This window comes from Nitrospira sp. Nam80, assembly GCF_965152575.1.
Genome location: NZ_OZ224216.1, coordinates 2,295,250 through 2,308,573 on the forward strand (window position 1 = coordinate 2,295,250; position 13,324 = coordinate 2,308,573).

Here is a 13,324-nt window from a genome sequence, read left to right on the forward strand (position 1 = left end):
GGCTCCAGCCAGCTCACCGTCTCGCTGGCGCGCACAAACGTGGCGCTCGTTCTTCCTCGCGCCGTGCGCCCCTCAACATCCACCATTTGGGAGTATGCTTCGGGGCCCTTGCATCTCCACGCGCCCATCTCGCCTAGCGTCTCCGCAGGTACGTGACGAACCGTCATGAATAATGCGACTCAGGATGTCGCCCGGCCCGGCAAACTCACTCGCGGGAGGCCGGTCTCGGGATGACAATCGATCAACATCCGGCACCCGTAGACCGGCTCAAGTACCTCCGCGCGGAGTACCATGGCCGGATGATCCATGGCCGCCAGCCGGCCTTGGTCCAACAACAGCAGTCGGTCGCAATACTGGCTCGCTAAGTTCAGATCGTGCGAGACAAGGATGATCGTCAGGTTCCGGTCCTGAACCAGAGTGGAGAGAATGCGGCTGATTTCGAGCTGATAGTTCAGGTCAAGGAACGCCGTCGGCTCATCGAGCAACAGGATTTCTGCTTCCTGCGCCAGCGCCCGAGCGATCAGCACGCGCTGCCGCTCGCCACCGGACAGGGCGATGATCGACTTTTCGGCCAGGTGGAGAACGTTGAGCCGGTCCATCGCATGATCGGCGGCGGCATAGTCGTCCTTTCCCTCCCAGCCCCAGAGGTCCCACAAGCCGGTGTTTCTATGCGGATAGCGTCCCATGAGAACGATATCTCGGACCGTAAAGGGAAAGGTTGCCTGAAACTCTTGCGGCACATACGCCAACATCTTGCCAATCGTGGTCCGCGACAGAGCCGCGAGAGGCCGGCCAAAGAGAGAAATCGTTCCCTGCGGTGGAACGAGGATCCCGGCCAGGAGCTTCAGAAACGTGCTTTTCCCCGACCCATTGGGGCCGATGACCCCCACTATCCGGCCAGCCGAAATCGTGACGGTGAGGTGATGGAAGACAGGACGCTCCGACTGCCCTGATCCGGCGGAGCGACCATAGGCGAATGACACATTATCGAGATGGAAGGCCGGGTTGGATTCGGTCATTGATCGCCTCAATTATGTCAGCGGCGAGCGTGCTCGCGTGGTCAACAAACCGATGAAGACAGGGCCTCCGAGCAGCGCCGTCACGACTCCGACCGGGATTTCAGCGGGAGCAAAAGCCGTCCGGGCAATGGTGTCCGACACCATCAAAAAGCAGCCGCCGGCAAGTCCCGACGCCGGAAGCAACAGCCGATGATCCGCGCCGATCGCCATCCGCAGCATATGGGGAATAATCATGCCCACAAAACCGATCATGCCGCTGACGGAAACTGCTGCCCCCGTCAGCAGCGCCGCAATCACCAGCACCGCTTTCTTGGTGCGTTCCACGTCCACACCCAATGTCAAAGCCGACTCCTCTCCCAAAATCATGATGTTGAGGCGGCGTGCATGCCGAAAGAGGAGAATAAAGCCGACGAGTCCATAACAACCCAGGACCAAAAGCGTGAGAAAATCCGGTGAATTCACATTACCCATTAGCCATGACATGATGCGAAAGAACCTGTTCGGATCGAGAATCGACGTAATGAACAGAATGAGCGCCGACAGCACGGCGTTCATCACGATCCCGGCCAACAGCAAGGTATGAACCGGGAGCCGGCCCTGAGCGAGGGCGATCCGGTAGACGACGACCGTTGCAGTGATGCCGCCGAGAAAGGCCCAAATCGGCAATGTAAGTTGGGCGACCAGGGAATGGGTCATGCCGAAGGCAACGACCAATGAGGCTCCCAGCGCCGAACCGCTCGATACGCCCAAAACGTAGGGATCGGCCAAGGGATTTCGCAGCAGCGCCTGCAGGGCGACACCGACGACAGCGAGGCAGGCGCCGACGAAAAATGCCAGCAAGACCCGAGGCAGGCGGACATAGATCAGAATCGTGCCCTCGATATCGCCCGCCACGGACGGCGCCTCTCCCTGTAACAAGCGGTCGAACACCCCGACCATCGCCGTGAACCCAATGGGTTGTGCGCCTGAATGCAGGCACAGGATTGCCACCGCGACGCTCCCCATCGCAATGAGGAGCAATAACATGATCGAGCGTCGAAATGCGAAATATGGTCCGTGAATAAAGAAATGAGGCTGACCAAGCAGGCCGCTTTCCGAGTGAGCAGAGCGGCCGGCCTGTTCGAGACCTCGCGGTGATTTCATGGCGAGGGCGGCACATGAGACAACGGAGCGTCGGGAAACGTTTCAACGTGGAGCAATGCGGCCAGTCGTTCCAATCCCTCGACAATCCGTGGGCCGGGCCGATCCATTAGGGCGCTGTCGATGTGATAGAGCCGCTTGGTGCGAACGGCGCTCATGCCTTGCCACCGTTGCCACTGCTGCTGTTCCTTTTCGGGAATTCCTTCCAAGGCGCCGACCGGAAAGAGGAGGACTTCGGGATCCTGCTTCAAGACATACTCCATGGAAATCCGGGGATACGCTAGTCCCGTCATTGCCCCGACATTTTCCGCCCCGGCGAGTTCAATGAGGTGATGAATGAAGCTTCCCGGCCCGACCGTCATGAGCGGGTCGCTGTTGAGCACATACAAGAGCCTCGGTTTGGGCAATCCGGCCGTGCGCTCCTTGACCAGCTGGATGCGCCGCCGCAACTCCGCGGTCAATTGGGTCGCCGCGGCGCTCCGATCAAGAATCCGGCCGATGGTATGGAGATGGGACAGTACGTCTTCGACCGTTTTCGCCTCCATCACGTAGGTCGTAATCTTCAATTGCTCGAGTTTGTCGATGAGAGCGGGATCGATGAAGGCGCGCGGAGTCAGAATAAGATCGGCTTTGAGCGTGAGCAACGATTCAATGCTCGGCCTTGCCCCGCCCACTTTCGGCTTGAGTGCGGCTTCGGGAGGGTAATCGCAGAATTGGGTCACGGCGATCACCCGATCAGCGGCTCCCACGGCATACAAGATCTCGGTCACGCTCGGCGCAAGCGAGACAATGCGCTGCGGAGGCTTGGCCAGATAGATTTTTCTTCCCAGATCATCGACAAATGTCCGGGCGGCGATGTTTGCCATGAAGGGCATGCCCGTCAAGATGCCCTGTTGTCGTCGTTTCATAGCAGGATGGTCCGCTGTAACCTCGTTGGCCGCAAACAGTGCTTGTGCCACGACCAGGAACAACGCCAGCAAAAGTATGGCGGGTCTCATTGGGCCGCGTCTCATGGCGCGCAAACAAAAAATCCCCAGGGCCTTATGATTGGACCCTGAGGATTGGCACCCGCAGACTGATCCTCGTCCGTTCCTCAGCCCTCGAAGGAACGAAGGTCACCTCGGAGCTGCGAGGGGTGTGCGCCCGAATGAAATCTAGGGAAGCAGCCGGATTTTGTCAAGTTCAATTTTGTCCCGACGTGATGCTCCGGCGCGTACATCTATCGCATCAGCGGCACCTCGCGCTTTGAAATCACGGGGTCTCTCTCCGTTTCATAGAGGTCCAGAGGTTGCCATGGACGGCACAAGGCTTGCTCAATTCGCGAAGGATTCTATGAACAAAGCAACTTCGGAGTCATCCTGACGGCATGCGTAATCTGTTCATCAGTCTTGCCATCATCGCCCTGTTCCTTGAGATCTCCGGACTGATCTGGTCGGCAAAGGATGGCCCGCCGAGCGAGGTTTACCGGCGGCTGTCGCAGCTGCCGGACAGAGGAATCGAGACACCGCTGACCAACGGCTACTTTCTGATGATCGGGTTCGCAGCCGCCGCGACGGCGGACCCGGTCCAAACGGGTTTTGATATGTGGCGCGAAGCCGAGGCCGCTTCCGGCCGGCGTCTGTTGGATTATCGCCGGCCCGGCCGCAGCGAATTGCGGATCGCGCTGGATGCGGGAGATGCGTTTCCGCCTTGGATCGCAGCGGACCCCGTGACGGAATTTAAAAAACCCGAGGCTCTTCTTCGCATGTCGATGGATCGCTATGCCAGATTGGTGAGCCGGTATGAGCGCTTTCTGGATATGCCTTTTGAAGACTGGGGATTCGGCCTTGACGGAAGCCCTCATTTCGAAGAGTTCTTGCTCATCCATCGCCTCTATGTCGCGGCCGGCTATGCGCAATCGACGCAGATCGGCTGGACTCGATTGCTCCAAGACATGCGAGTCTGGCGAACCGTGCTGGCGCAGGCTCGGACTCTGTCCGTGAAGACCGCGGCGTTGCTGATGCTCGATGATGACGTTACGTTTTTATCCAAACGGCTGATCCTGGATCGGGTGGCGCCCACGGACGAGCTGCTCGCGATGATTCAGCCGTTCACGAAAGACGAATATTCACTCCGATGGCCAATTCAGAATCAATTCGTGATAGGAGTTTCCCAAGGTCGTAGAACCGTACTGAATCCTGCGATGGGTATCGATGAAACGTCCCGTGAAGAAGCGTGGCTTGAGAAAAGTGCGCGGCTCGTTCCGGGGGCGTTTCAACGAGTGCAGCATCCGCCGCTGAAGACCATGCTGGAGACGACCGTGGCGTCGCAGCGGATGTGGGATATCTATGCCGCGTATTACGATGTGACGATCAACGCATCGGAATCCGTGCACAGCCCGCTGCCGAAACTGGACGACGTCGCTCGCTCGTCGTCCAGGACACTCATAGAAACACTGCTCCGCCCGCTGGAGTTTGAGCCCGATTGGGAGGTGTTCAGTCTGCGCCTGATGGAGACCGATGCGAGGCTACGATTGATGTCACTCCAGGTTCTCCTGCGACAACCGAGCCTATCCGCAACCGTTCCTACTCGCCTGGCCGAAGTCGGTTTCCGGTATTACGACCCCTTCACCGGACTGCCGATGCTCTGGAGCGAGACGCAGTCAATGGTCTATAGTGTAGGACGAGACCATATGGACGATGGCGGCGACCCACATTTTGATCTTGCCGTGCCGGTCGCGCCCGATGCTTTCAGACATCAAAAAATCCGCAGCCGCGCCGGTTCGTCCACCGCCACCACCAACCCTGAAAAACGCAAAACATAACGGACGGCTGTCGAAACTGCCTTGGACGCCTCGCCGCGGTTTGGGCCGGTCAGGAACGGTAGCGGATTCTTAATATCAGAATGGCGAGGGTCAAGAGCAACGTGATGAGATTCGTCAGAATGATCGGCAGCGAGTGGATGTAGAACCCGTAGAGCAGCCATAGAAACACACCGGTCGTGAATGTGACGAGCATGCCCAGCGAGAGATCATCGGCGGACCGGGTCCTCCATGTCTGCCGAAGTTGAGGCCAGAATGCGATCGTGGTCAGTGTCCCGGCCGTGAATCCCAATAGCATGCCGAAATCCATGTTGTCCCGCGCCTCCTAGCCCCGCGCCGCCTGTGCCGGTCAATCTTGTCACGAGCCGCGGCCCTATGGTAGCATGCGATTCGTTCAGGCCTCCAGTTCGGTGCGAATTCAGATTGTAAGATTTGATTGAAGGAGAACGTCGTGGCTTTTGTATGTGATGTATGCGGCAAGGGACACCAGTCGGGACATAATGTCAGTCACGCTAATAACAAGACCAAGCGGGTGTTCAACCCCAACCTACAGCGTGTGCGGGCGCTCGTGAACGGCAATACTTTGCGGATTCGCGTGTGTACCAGATGTTTGCGCTCGGGATTGGTGAAGAAGTCAGTATAAGGTTGAGCGGTAGTCCCTTTCCTCTGCTCCCTACCTCTCTTCTCAGCGCTATCAATGAACCGAATCGTCCCTTTTCGCTGAATTTCGAACCCACGGATGGTTCAGGGAGGGCAACATGGCGCTATCTCCCCTATTCATGTGGCTTTGTGTCGCGATGATGCTTTCTGCTTGCGCGGCATTCGAAGGCAAGGACGCCGCGTGGCTGGACGAAGCGCAAGGACACGCGACGCAAGAGCAGATCCGCGGACGGTGGGGTGAACCAGTCTCCATCCAAGCACTGGAAAGCGGAGAGTCTCGCTGGATCTATGAAAAGCGCGAGGAGCAGCCAGGTAATCGCTACACCGCGCCGGGTACCTGGTGCGAGCAGTATATCCTCAACTTCGATCGGCAATCAGTGCTTCGTAATTGGAATCGCAGAGAATATTTTCATGGCGGCGAGCTCATGCCGAAGGAATGCGTGCCGGAGGCCGGAACAGCGCAGCCCTAGTGAACGGATACGTGGCTCCTCGGAAGCGATTCCGAGAGCCGTATCTCGCCTTAGGCGTGTAGGGCACGAGAGAGTGGAGGCTTTGACGGGTGGCGAGGGACCGTTGGGATGGGGATGGTTATTGAGGAGACGGTTTGGCGGTGTCTGCGAGGCGGGCAAACATCGGCGTTCTCTTTTCAGAACTCCTGTGGCATTCGTGCGACGCCGTGACCAGCCGTCTACCGGTCGTCGGTGATCAACACTCGCGCCTGGTTTCATTTATCAGCGCCGCTCGAAGCGCATTGTAATCCAACGAGAGCTCGGCAATCTTGCGTTTGAGCCGGCGATTTTCACTCTCCAGGTCGTGAAGGCGCTCCAACGGCTTGGACATTTGTCCCAACATCCAATTTCTCCAACGATAGAACGTCTGTGGTGAGATGTGCTGACGCCGACAGGCTTTCTTCACAGTCAAGCCTACGTCTAGATCCTGAAGGACCCGAATCACTTTCTCTCCAGTGACTCGTGACATGTGCATGGCTAGTCCTGCGCTTGCCTCTTCGGCCGAGGTGAGCAGAAGGAACTCACACGCGCTGAAGGAGTTCATGAGGATTGGAAAGTGTGAGCATTCAGACCAGAAATGAAATTCAAGATAGTGGCATTGGACACACGATCGTCCATGACGCGCTTACGGCCAGAGATCCATTGCGACGCTGGCGGCCATCCCCGCCTCGGACGGCGGAGGTGGAATCGCATGGACCTCCCCTTTGGCGACACGGAGTGTGATCCCTTCGGTCTGAACGTCGAGGTTATCCCAGGGAATTCTGATGACTTTGCCCGTCTCGGCCAGAATAATATCGGCCTCTTTGATCTGTCTTGTCATGGGATCGATAATCAACCGTTTGATAAATCCCCACTCTTCTCCGCCGAGCGTCCTCACAACCCAGGTCTCTGTGTTCATATTTCCTCCTTACATCAAAGTTGAGGCGTCGCCGGAAGCATAATCCGGTTCATGCTTACACTCTCTCGCTATGTGATGAGGGGAGAGTTTTCTTCGGCGTGGCACAACTGAGCGGTGAAATTCTCGACGAAGGAATCCCCGGACGAACAACCGCGTCCGACATCACGAAGGAGCGGCTTTGGCTTCGGTATAGCCGTAGTCATACATGTAAGAAGGCAGGGATCCGCTCCCCACCCTGTTGAGGATGACTTGAACGGGCACGCGTAACCGCAACGATTTCATCGCGCGCTTCACGACCTGATGGGGTGTCGAGTTGGCCCGGATGACGAGCACGAGATGATCGACATGGCCGGCCAGAACGGTCATCGTGGCAAGCGGCAAAATAGGCGGTGTGTTGATCAGGATGTAGTCGAATCGCTCCCGTAGTTGCGCAAGAAGACTTTGCAGCCGCCCCGTTTTCAAGAGCTCGTTGGAATGGATGCGAGAATTCCCCACCGGCATGATCCAGCAGGGAACGTCCCCGAAGCTCGCGAGACAATCTTCCCACGACACATCGCTGATGAGGCAATCGGCAAGGCCCCACTCGGGAATCGTATCCGCATAGCGATGGAGCGTCGGCACGGTAAAGTCGCAATCAATCAGCAGGGTGCGCTTGCCGAGGTCTCTGGCAAGGGTATAGCCAAGATTGATGACCGTTGTGGTCTTGCCTTCTCCCTTGACGGCGCTGGTGATGGCGACGACGGTCGATGGGCCGGCGCTCTCAAGCAGCGCGATCCTTGTCGCCCCCACGCGGTATTGCTCCGCAACGAACGAATGCGGCATCCATTTCACAATGAAGTTGTCGTCCGTCCGCCTTCCACTACCGGCGCCTTTCTTGTGAGTACTCAAGCGCAAGACCCCTGTCGCCGTGGCCGCCTTGTCGGGGGGCATCAGGGTCCTGTGGGACGATGTCGGGAACAGCCGCAGCCAGCGCAATCGGTTATGTTCGAGCGTAAAGTCCGGAATAACTGCCAAAAGATACGGGCCCAGTATTTGTTCGACATCTTCGGGCGATCGAAACTGGGGGCGTCGATATTCGCACAATAAAGCCAGCCCGACGCCGACCGCGCAGCCAAAGAGAACCCCGAATATCATGACGCGGGGCTGATTCGGCTTTTCCGGTCTTCTTGGGAAGTTCGCCGTGTCGAGAATGCGAAATTGGGCTCCTTTTTGCCGCTTTTCGAGATTTTCCGCCACCCTGGCGTTCAGACGCTTGTCCAGCAGCGCGCGGTAATTGTCTTTCATATTCGCGTAGTCGCGCTCGAGGATCAACAGTTCCTGTTCAACCTGCGGTGCTTTTTCCACCCGCCTCTCATAATCCAATTTCTCGTTCTGAAGGCTCTGTTGACGTTGCCTCAGCAGAGCTAATTCGCTGTGCAGTTCACTGCTCTGCCTCTTGAGATCCCTGAGGTAAGGATCGACCAGTTTCTCACCCGGTTTGAATACTTCCGGGCCATACAATTCCGTGAGTTTGGCCTCAACTTCGCGCATTTCATCGCGTGTCAAGGTAACCTCTGGGTAAGTATCCCAAAATTCCGATTTGAGCTTGATGAGTTTTTCGCGGAGTTCTTTGTGCCGCCGAAACAACGGATCAGGCTCGCTCCCCCCAGACACCAGCGCGGGGTTCGTCGTCCCGGTGCGCTGGTATTCCTGAATCGCCTTATCCACCAGGGCCAGGCGATCCGAGGTCCGGCGGATAGTTTCATTGCCGGCGTTCAGTTCGCTCTGCAGCCGGTCCAGCGCGCGCAAATTCGGCTCGATTTGTTGCGGAAGCTTGCCCATATGAACCGACTTGAATTGACTGATTTCATCTTCCTTTCGTTCCAGCTCGGCTTTGGATCGAACGACTTCCTCATCAAAGAACTCGGTGGTGCCCTCGGCCGTTTGCTCGCGCATGCGCAGGTTTTGCTCGATGAACTTGGCGGCCACCCGCGCAGTCACCTGCATCGCGGTGCCCGGGTCTTCGTGGACGAACGAGACGGTGAAGGCATCAAGGCTGGTGCGTCCCACGAAGTTGGCACGGGGGCCCTTGCCGAGCATTTCGACCAGAATACTTGCAGCTAAGGTGGAAATGGCGGATTCCATGCCTTCGGTCGCCATGATATCGGGGTAGAGTCGGAACTCCTTGACGATGTCCGTCAGAATGGCGCGGCTTCTGACCTGCTTCTGGATCACGAAGATACGCTGCTCCAAATTGCCCTCATCGACTCCTTTCACAAAATTCTCCGGGATCTTTTGATCTTCCACCAAGATCATCGTTTCGGATCGGTATTGCTTCGGCGCTACGATGCAGTATATCGAGGCAACCATAACTGAGATGATAATGGACCCCACAATGGTCCATTTATGCTGCCCGGCCACCTTCAGGAGATCGGTCGGGATGGCAGTTGCGGATGCTCTTGGTTGCGGATCAAGATCCAAAGTTCTCATCCGTTGCTCCAAATTGTCTCTGAGATCCAGGCGGTCAAACGCTTTCCCGCGATCGGGATGGTGCCCGAGCGATCAATGAGCGACCTGCTCCCCTAAAGCGGCGACCATTGTGGGCTGTTGCACGACGTGAATGGCTTCCGGGGACTGGAACTCCGGCACCAATTCCCGCAGGCGGTCCAGCGCCCACTCCGTCTTGTTCAGATGCACTGCGGCTTCGATGGCCATGAGGTTGTTATGCAATGCCGAAAGATCCAGCGGCGTCGTCGCCTTGATCCGCAAAACGTTCTCTATGGGGGACGCTTCGGCGACTTCACCCTCTCCGACCAGCTTTTCGGCAAGCTTTTCTCCGGGCCGCAAGCCGACGAAGCGGATCGGGATTTCTTTGTCGGGGACGAATCCCGAGAGCCTGATCAGGTGGCGGGCTAAGGTCAACACGGGAATCTGCTCTCCCATGTCCAGTATATATGTCGCGCCTTGCTCTCCGAGCGAGGCTGCCTGCAACACGAGGTGCACGGCTTCTGGAATGAGCATGAAGTAGCGGCGCACGTCCGGGTGGGTGACGGTTACCGGACCGCCCGCCTTAATCTGTTCTTGAAATCGAAGCAAAACACTACCGTTACTGCCCAGGACGTTCCCGAACCGCACCGTGATGAAACGTGTCGGGCTTTGTCGAGCGATATCCTGGGCAATCAGTTCAGCGACTCGTTTCGTGGCTCCCATGACGCTGGACGGATTGACGGCTTTGTCGGTCGAGATCAGCACGAAGCGTTCCACTCCGCAGCGGTGGGCGACCTCCGCCGCCGTTCGGGTTCCTAAGCAATTGTTCTTCAGCGCCTCCGCCGGATTCAATTCAACCAGCGGAACATGCTTATGGGCAGCGGCATGAAAGAAAATGGCCGGCTGATGAGCCCTCAGCGTGGATGCGAGCCGCCGGACGTCGGTGACGTCCCCGATGATCGGATAGACAAAAGACGATGCATTGTTATCCTCGAGTTCCTTCCCGATGGTATACAAACTATTCTCATGCCTCTCGTACAGAATCAGCCGATCCGGATTCAACACCGCAATCTGCCGCGCGAGCTCTGAGCCAATCGAGCCTCCCGCCCCGCTGATCATCACGCGCTTTCCGCTGATCATGTCGCGCATCCCGTCCGTTTGGAGATTGACGGGAGCACGAGGCAGCAAATCGGCCAACGCCACGCTTCGCATCTGACTGACCGCGCTCCTATCGTTGATCAGTTCGTGCACGCTCGGCAGAGTTTTGATCGACACTTTGAAAGGTTCCAGCGCCGAGATGATATCCCTGAGCATCGAAGGTCCTGCATGCGACAAGGCCAGAATGACCTCTTCTGCGCGCTTTTCCGTGAGGATTCTCGGCAGATCACGCCGGGTTCCGCACACCTGAACGCCGTGTATGCGTTTACTCAACAATGTAGCTTCGTCGTCAATGAACCCGACTGGTTCATAGACCGACGCGCCGTTCGTCTTCATCTCCCGCACAATACGTTCGCCGGTATCGCCCGCTCCGATGATGAGAACCTTCTTTTTGTGCCGGTATATGCACTGCTCTTTCAACAAACGAAAGGGCAAACGGATGCCAGTCACAAAACCGATCAGCAAAAGCGCGTCGATGATGAGGATAGAGCGCGGGTACGAGGTGAGTCCCATAACCCCATACACCAAACCATAGAACGCCGCGGTGCTGAGCAAGACGCCGCTGATGATGTTCTGAAGATCCCAGATGCTCGTGTATCGCCAGAGCCCCTCGTTCAGCTTGAAGAATATGAACGCCGAAGACCGGATGGCAACCAGCCAGGGGAGGAGTTCGATAAAAAGCCTGTATTCGTGGTGCGGGATCTCGCCGTCGAAGCGAAGCCAGAAGGCCAGATAATTGGCCAGAACGATCATACCGATATCCAGGGCGATCACGATCGGCCGGCGCCATCGGATGATCCACGTGGGAATAGTTGCTCTCCAATTCCACATGCCGGCTCCGGATGAGCGCAACTCTGGTAAGTCATATAACGCAGCCGGCAAACCGGCTAGGCGCAACAGCGTCTGGCCGATAATGGCCAAATCAAAAGAAAATGAAGCGTGACGCAGGTACAACCGCGCTAATCGAATTTTTTCAGGAAGCACGGCGCGTAGGTATTCTTCATCCGCATTGCCGGCGCGGGCCAGCACTGCAGCCTCGTCGAAGAATTGGATGGAGGCGAGATCCGTGAGCCCAGGCCGAACAGACAGAATCTCGGAATAATCCGTCAGGAACGCTTCGACATATCGTCTTATTTCCGGCCGCGGCCCAACGAAGCTCATGTCACCCTTCAGAATGTTGACCAACTGAGGCAGTTCGTCTAGTTTGTATCGGCGGAGAACCCGGCCGATTTTTGTCACGCGCGTGTCCTCTCCAACGGTCAAAAGGCCACCCTTCGAAGAGGCGTCTATGACCATCGTCCTGAATTTATAGATTGAGAAGGGACGAAGGCCCCGGCCTACCCGCACCTGCCTGAAAAAGATCGGCCCAGGCGAATCCAGCCTGATCAGCATGCCAATAACCACGAAGAGCGGAAAGGCGACGGCGAGCGCCAGTGCCGCAAACAATAGATCAAATATTCGTTTTATCATCGGCGAAACCGTCGAATGAGATCGCGGACGACTGTGATCACGCGTTGGACATCAACTTCAGTCATCTTGGAATACAGCGGAAGGGAGACGATGCGTTCGTAGACCGCCCCCGCTACGGGAAACTGCGATGGATGATAGCCCCATGTATCGCGATAATAGGGATGCAGGTGGAGCGGAATGAAATGCACACTGCAACCGATATTCTGTGACTGAAGATGCTCAATGAATTCGTTTCGTCCGATACGCAACTGCTCGAGATTGAGTTGAATGACATACAGATGCCAAGCATGTTGCACATAGGGTTTAACCTCTGGGCGCGAAATCTCCCGAACCTCGGCGAAGCCCTCGTCATACAGCCCGGCATACCGTTCCCGGGCTTTCCAAAAGCGTTCCGCTTTTTGCAATTGAGAGATGCCCAGGGCGGCCGCAATGTCAGTCAGGTTGTATTTGAAGCCCGGCGAAAGGATCTCGTAGTACCAGGATCCTTCAGCGGTATAGCGCTTCCAGGCGTCGCGACTCAGGCCGTGCAACGCCATGATGCGCATCCGCGCCGCCCAGTCCGGATTGTCGGTCGTGATCATGCCGCCCTCTCCGGTCGTAATGTTCTTGGTCGCATAGAAGGAGAAGCATGTGCAGTCTGCGATAGTGCCCACCATCTTGCCCCGATATCGAGCCGGCAGTGCATGCGCCGCATCATCAATCACGCGCAAATCGTGCCGACGAGCAATGTTCATGATTCGATCCATTTCACAGGGATGGCCGGCAAAATGAACGGGAATTACCGCCTTGGTTTTTGATGTAATAGCCCGTTCGATCCCTTCCGGATCGATGGTGAACTCTCCCGGCATGCAGTCCACCAATACCGGCTTGGCCTTGAAATAGGTCACCACCTCGGCAGTCGCCGTGAATGTCATGGTAGGAACGATGACTTCATCCCCTTCCCGCAACCCGATGGCTTCCAGCGCCAAATGCAGCGCGGCGGTGCAGGAATTCACCGCGACGGCGTGCTGCGCGCCGACCATGGCGGCGAAGTTGTGTTCGAACTCCTTCGCCTTCAAGCCGGTCGTCAACCATCCCGAGCGCAGAACCGACACGACAGCCTCGATTTCATCTTCCCCTATTTCGGGGACGTGAAACGGCAAGAATGGTGTCATAAAATCCATCTCCCGATGAGCGATGTAGGCGCTTGCTAATGAATGCTAGA

12 protein-coding genes are annotated in these 13,324 nt (G+C 57.0%); 3 read left to right on the forward strand and 9 right to left on the reverse strand.

Going from position 1 to position 13,324, the window contains the following annotated elements; all coding sequences use genetic code 11:
• Positions 1-179 precede the first annotated feature (179 nt).
• The 3 genes from ACWGXE_RS10785 to ACWGXE_RS10795 form a co-directional block, all read right to left on the reverse strand.
• Positions 180-1,019, reverse strand: a complete 840-nt coding sequence (locus tag ACWGXE_RS10785) for an ABC transporter ATP-binding protein (protein ID WP_447603612.1) — start codon at positions 1,017-1,019, stop codon at positions 180-182.
• Between the two features lie 12 nt (positions 1,020-1,031).
• Positions 1,032-2,045 (reverse strand): FecCD family ABC transporter permease, encoded by a 1,014-nt coding sequence (locus ACWGXE_RS10790; protein ID WP_447603613.1) that lies wholly within the window; start codon positions 2,043-2,045, stop codon positions 1,032-1,034.
• 113 nt (positions 2,046-2,158) lie between these two features.
• Complete coding sequence (locus ACWGXE_RS10795; RefSeq protein ID WP_447603615.1) at positions 2,159-3,157, reverse strand: ABC transporter substrate-binding protein; 999 nt, start codon at positions 3,155-3,157, stop codon at positions 2,159-2,161.
• Positions 3,158-3,525: 368 nt separating this feature from the next.
• Here ACWGXE_RS10795 and ACWGXE_RS10800 point away from each other — a divergent pair, with 368 nt between their 5' ends.
• Positions 3,526-4,962, forward strand: a complete 1,437-nt coding sequence (locus tag ACWGXE_RS10800; protein ID WP_447603617.1) for a hypothetical protein — start codon at positions 3,526-3,528, stop codon at positions 4,960-4,962.
• Positions 4,963-5,011: 49 nt separating this feature from the next.
• Here the strand turns inward: ACWGXE_RS10800 and ACWGXE_RS10805 are convergent, their stop codons facing one another.
• A complete protein-coding gene (locus ACWGXE_RS10805) occupies positions 5,012-5,269 on the reverse strand; it encodes a SemiSWEET family sugar transporter (RefSeq protein ID WP_447603619.1) in 258 nt (85 codons plus the stop codon).
• Between the two features lie 141 nt (positions 5,270-5,410).
• On the opposite strand from ACWGXE_RS10805, the gene rpmB reads away from it, so the two are divergent.
• The gene (gene rpmB, locus ACWGXE_RS10810) at positions 5,411-5,602 is read left to right on the forward strand and encodes a 50S ribosomal protein L28 (protein WP_447603620.1); all 192 of its coding nucleotides are present in this window, start codon (positions 5,411-5,413) and stop codon (positions 5,600-5,602) included.
• Positions 5,603-5,717: 115 nt separating this feature from the next.
• Positions 5,718-6,089 carry a hypothetical protein gene (locus ACWGXE_RS10815; protein WP_447603622.1) on the forward strand — a complete coding sequence of 124 codons (372 nt, stop codon included), beginning with the start codon at positions 5,718-5,720 and terminating at the stop codon, positions 6,087-6,089.
• A gap of 235 nt (positions 6,090-6,324) precedes the next feature.
• Here ACWGXE_RS10815 and ACWGXE_RS10820 read toward each other — a convergent pair whose 3' ends face one another.
• The 5 genes from ACWGXE_RS10820 to ACWGXE_RS10840 form a co-directional block, all read right to left on the reverse strand.
• Positions 6,325-6,603, reverse strand: a complete 279-nt coding sequence (locus ACWGXE_RS10820) for a transposase (protein ID WP_447603623.1) — start codon at positions 6,601-6,603, stop codon at positions 6,325-6,327.
• A gap of 150 nt (positions 6,604-6,753) precedes the next feature.
• Positions 6,754-7,026 (reverse strand): PRC-barrel domain-containing protein, encoded by a 273-nt coding sequence (locus ACWGXE_RS10825; protein WP_447603625.1) that lies wholly within the window; start codon positions 7,024-7,026, stop codon positions 6,754-6,756.
• 162 nt (positions 7,027-7,188) lie between these two features.
• The gene (locus ACWGXE_RS10830; protein ID WP_447603627.1) at positions 7,189-9,495 is read right to left on the reverse strand and encodes a GumC family protein; all 2,307 of its coding nucleotides are present in this window, start codon (positions 9,493-9,495) and stop codon (positions 7,189-7,191) included.
• A 72-nt stretch (positions 9,496-9,567) separates the two neighbouring features.
• Positions 9,568-12,120 (reverse strand): polysaccharide biosynthesis protein, encoded by a 2,553-nt coding sequence (locus ACWGXE_RS10835; protein WP_447603628.1) that lies wholly within the window; start codon positions 12,118-12,120, stop codon positions 9,568-9,570.
• The gene (locus tag ACWGXE_RS10840; RefSeq protein WP_447603630.1) at positions 12,117-13,274 is read right to left on the reverse strand and encodes a DegT/DnrJ/EryC1/StrS family aminotransferase; all 1,158 of its coding nucleotides are present in this window, start codon (positions 13,272-13,274) and stop codon (positions 12,117-12,119) included. Before ACWGXE_RS10840 ends, ACWGXE_RS10835 begins: the two co-directional genes overlap by 4 nt.
• Positions 13,275-13,324 lie beyond the last annotated feature (50 nt).

Bases quoted from the DNA above. Each gene is read 5' to 3' on its own strand.
- ACWGXE_RS10800 (WP_447603617.1), top strand. From the start codon at position 3,526: ATGCGTAATCTGTTCATCAGTCTTGCCATCATCGCCCTGTTCCTTGAG.
- ACWGXE_RS10820 (WP_447603623.1), bottom strand. From the start codon at position 6,603: ATGCACATGTCACGAGTCACTGGAGAGAAAGTGATTCGGGTCCTTCAG.
- ACWGXE_RS10785 (WP_447603612.1), bottom strand. From the start codon at position 1,019: ATGACCGAATCCAACCCGGCCTTCCATCTCGATAATGTGTCATTCGCC.
- ACWGXE_RS10815 (WP_447603622.1), top strand. From the start codon at position 5,718: ATGGCGCTATCTCCCCTATTCATGTGGCTTTGTGTCGCGATGATGCTT.
- ACWGXE_RS10805 (WP_447603619.1), bottom strand. From the start codon at position 5,269: ATGGATTTCGGCATGCTATTGGGATTCACGGCCGGGACACTGACCACG.
- ACWGXE_RS10790 (WP_447603613.1), bottom strand. From the start codon at position 2,045: ATGTTATTGCTCCTCATTGCGATGGGGAGCGTCGCGGTGGCAATCCTG.
- ACWGXE_RS10840 (WP_447603630.1), bottom strand. From the start codon at position 13,274: ATGACACCATTCTTGCCGTTTCACGTCCCCGAAATAGGGGAAGATGAA.
- ACWGXE_RS10825 (WP_447603625.1), bottom strand. From the start codon at position 7,026: ATGAACACAGAGACCTGGGTTGTGAGGACGCTCGGCGGAGAAGAGTGG.
- ACWGXE_RS10830 (WP_447603627.1), bottom strand. From the start codon at position 9,495: ATGAGAACTTTGGATCTTGATCCGCAACCAAGAGCATCCGCAACTGCC.
- ACWGXE_RS10835 (WP_447603628.1), bottom strand. From the start codon at position 12,120: ATGATAAAACGAATATTTGATCTATTGTTTGCGGCACTGGCGCTCGCC.
- ACWGXE_RS10795 (WP_447603615.1), bottom strand. From the start codon at position 3,157: ATGAGACCCGCCATACTTTTGCTGGCGTTGTTCCTGGTCGTGGCACAA.